The organism is Streptomyces phytophilus, assembly GCF_013870535.1.
Lineage (GTDB): Bacteria > Actinomycetota > Actinomycetes > Streptomycetales > Streptomycetaceae > Streptomyces > Streptomyces phytophilus.
Genome location: NZ_JACBXC010000729.1, coordinates 1 through 3,058 on the forward strand (window position 1 = coordinate 1; position 3,058 = coordinate 3,058).

Below are 3,058 nucleotides of genomic sequence, written 5' to 3' on the forward strand. Positions count from 1 at the left end.
TGGAAGCGTCGAAGGCGGAGCCGGAGAGCCGCGCAGCGGGAGAGCCCGGAGCCCGGAGCGCGGCCGGGGAGCGGCCCGCCGGGCCGTACCGGGCCGGATGCGAGCGGAGGAGTGACGCTGTGCGGGCGACGTTCACGCTGGGGCGCATCGCAGGGGTCCGGGTCGGGGTCCACTGGAGCGTGGTCCTGATCTTCGCCGTCATCGCCATCGGCCTCGCGCAGGGCCGGCTCCCGGACGCCGATCCCGGCCGCGCCCGGGTGCTGTACTGGGCGGCGGGGCTGGCCGCCGCCGTGGTCTTCTTCGTCTCCCTCCTCGCCCACGAGCTGGCCCACGCCGTGGTGGCGCGGCGGAACGGCGTTTCCGTGGACGACATCGTGCTGTGGCTGCTGGGCGGCGTGGCCCGGCTGAAGTCGGAGGCGTCGAACCCGGGGGCCGAACTGCGGATCGCGGGTGTCGGCCCCCTGGTCAGCCTGGTGCTGGGCGGACTCTTCGCGCTGGGCACCTGGCTGCTCCACGGCGCCTCCGCGCCCGAGCTGCTCGTCCAGGTCATGGGGTGGCTGGCGGGTATCAACCTGCTGCTCGCCGTCTTCAACGCCCTGCCGGCCGCGCCGCTGGACGGCGGCAGGCTGCTGCGCGCGCTGCTGTGGTGGCGTACGGGCGACAGGCTGCGCGCCACCGCCGGGGCCACCGCCGCTGGGCGTGCCCTGGGCTGGCTGCTCATCGTGCTGGGGTTCTTTGTGTTCCTGCGCGGCGGCGGGTTCGGCGGGCTCTGGCTCGCCCTGATCGGCTGGTTCCTCATCGGGGCCGCCACCGCGGAGGGCCGGCAGGCGCAGGTGCGCGGGATGCTCGCCGGCGTCCCCGTACGGAATGCCATGACGCGGGATCCGGTCGTGGTGCCCGAGAGCCTGGACGTCGCGCAGTTGCTGGACAATCCGCTGTACCGGCACTCGGCGTTCCCCGTCACCGACGGGGGCGGCGAACCGCTGGGGCTGGTGACGGTCCGCGGCGCCAGGCACGCGCGGCCGGAGGGCGGGGGGACGGTGACCGCGGGCGAGGCGATGGTGCCGGTGTCGCAGCTCGTCGTCGTCGGCCCGGACGACTCGCTGGCCGACCTGCTGCCCCGCATGGAGCCCGGCCCCGAGCACCGCGTGCTGGTGACGGAGGAGGGCAGGCTCGTCGGGATCCTGTCGCTGTCGGACGTCAGCCGGACCGTGACCTACCTGGCGGAGACCACCCCCCGCGCGAGACGCGGCCCCTGAGAACCCGGGAGACCCGGTCCGGCCGGGGGTTTCCCGGGGGCGGTGGCGTCGCTCACAGTTCGGCGCCCGCGGGACAGGTGCGGCGCGACGGCGCGGTTACCCTGGCGTCGCTCCCGTACCCCCTGACCGCAGGCGAGGCCGCACGTGTTCCGGACGATGCTCAAGTCCAAGATCCACCGCGCCACCGTGACGCAGGCCGACCTCCACTACGTCGGGTCCGTCACCATCGACGAAGCGCTCATGGAGGCCGCGGACCTGCTGGCCGGCGAGCAGGTCGACGTCGTCGACATCGACAACGGCGCCCGGCTCACCACCTACGTCATCCCCGGCCCGCGGGGCAGCGGCGTGATCGGCATCAACGGCGCGGCGGCCCGCCTGGTCAGCCCCGGCGACCTGGTGATCGTCATCAGCTACGCGGCGGTGGCCGACGCGGACGCCAAGGCGCTGCTGCCGCGGATCGTGTTCGTGGACGGCGACAACCGCCCCGTGCGGCACGGCTCGGACCCGGCCGAGGCGCTGCCCGGCACGGGAACGGTGCGGGGCGACGCCGTGGCCGGTGACTGAGCGGACGTTACCGGCGGGGTCGCCCCGCACCGTGTTCGGCACGGTGGGCGGCCCGATGGCCGCCCACCGTCGTGCGCGTGGGCCTCAGGAACGGCCCGCCTCGATGTCCAGCGTGATCTTGATCTTGTCGCTGACCGCGGCGCCCGCCGCGCCGCCGGTCACGCCGTAGTCGGTGCGGCTGATCTCGGTGCTCGCGGAGAAGCCGACGACCATGCTGCCCTCCTGCGGGCCCGGCGCGAAGCCGCCGACCTCGGTCTCCAGGGTCACGGCGCGGGTGACGCCGCGCAGCGACAGGTCGCCGTCGATCAGGTAGACGCCGTCCTTCTCGCGGATGCCGGTGGACTTGAACGTCATCTCGGGGTAGGACTCGACGTCCAGGAAGTCCGCCGTGCGTACGTGGTTGTCGCGGGCGTCGTTGCGCGTGTTCACCGAGGTGGTCCTGATCACCGCGTTGACCTCGGACTGCAGCGGATCCTCGTGGGTCACGATGGTGCCCTCGACGTGGTCGAAGGTCCCGCGGACCTTGGTGACGCCCAGGTGCCGGACGACGAAGGAGACGTCGGAGTGCACCGGGTCGATCGTCCAGGTGCCGGTCTGGTACGCGGGGATCTGTTCGGCGTGGGTAGTCATGGGGAATCTGCCTCTTCCGTAGCGGTGCCACCACAGGGCAAGTGGTTGAACTTTCATTCAAACCGTAACACGCTCTGGTTGAGGACTCAACTATAGGTATGCTGGACACATGACCGACGTGCGCTGGCTCAGCGATGACGAACAGCGGATATGGCGCCTCTTCATGGACGCCGTCCGCGACTTCAACGCGCATCTGGACCGGCAGTTGCGGCGCGACTCCGGGATGCCCGTGGCGTACTACGAGATCCTCGTGCACCTCTCCGAGGCCCCCGGGCGCAGCCTGCGCATGAGCCAGCTCGCCGAGCTGTCCCGCTCCTCGCGCAGCCGGCTGTCGCACGCGGTGGCGGCGCTGGAGAAGGCGGGGTACGTCTCCCGCTGCGCCACCGACGCCGACCGCCGCGGGTCCGTGGCGCAGCTCACGGAGGCCGGGTTCGGCGTGCTGGAGGCGGCGGCGCCGGGGCATGTGACGGAGGTGCGCAAGCACCTCTTCGACGTGCTCACGCCCGAGCAGCAGCAGCAGCTCGGCGAGATCAGCGGTGCGGTGCAGGAAGGGCTGCGGCCGATCTGCGCGCAGGCGCTGGCCGAGGACGCGGGGGACGCGGGGG

At 72.6% G+C, this 3,058-nt stretch carries 4 protein-coding genes; 3 read left to right on the forward strand and 1 reads right to left on the reverse strand.

The features are described from left to right. Window positions 1-119: 119 nt before the first annotated feature. On the forward strand, window positions 120-1,259 hold the full coding sequence (locus H5J30_RS24275; RefSeq protein WP_181789496.1) for a site-2 protease family protein: 1,140 nt from the start codon (window positions 120-122) through the stop codon (window positions 1,257-1,259). 144 nt (window positions 1,260-1,403) lie between these two features. After that, a complete protein-coding gene (gene panD / locus H5J30_RS24280; RefSeq protein WP_181789497.1) occupies window positions 1,404-1,823 on the forward strand; it encodes an aspartate 1-decarboxylase in 420 nt (139 codons plus the stop codon). Between the two features lie 84 nt (window positions 1,824-1,907). Here panD and H5J30_RS24285 read toward each other — a convergent pair whose 3' ends face one another. After that, a complete protein-coding gene (locus tag H5J30_RS24285) occupies window positions 1,908-2,453 on the reverse strand; it encodes a YceI family protein (protein ID WP_181789498.1) in 546 nt (181 codons plus the stop codon). A gap of 109 nt (window positions 2,454-2,562) precedes the next feature. Between H5J30_RS24285 and H5J30_RS24290 the strand changes: the two genes are divergently transcribed. Next, on the forward strand, window positions 2,563-3,058 hold a 496-nt coding region (locus H5J30_RS24290), incomplete at its 3' end, for a MarR family winged helix-turn-helix transcriptional regulator (protein ID WP_181789499.1).

Coding starts and splice junctions, on each gene's coding strand:
- H5J30_RS24285 (WP_181789498.1), bottom strand. CDS start 2,453: ATGACTACCCACGCCGAACAGATCCCCGCGTACCAGACCGGCACCTGG.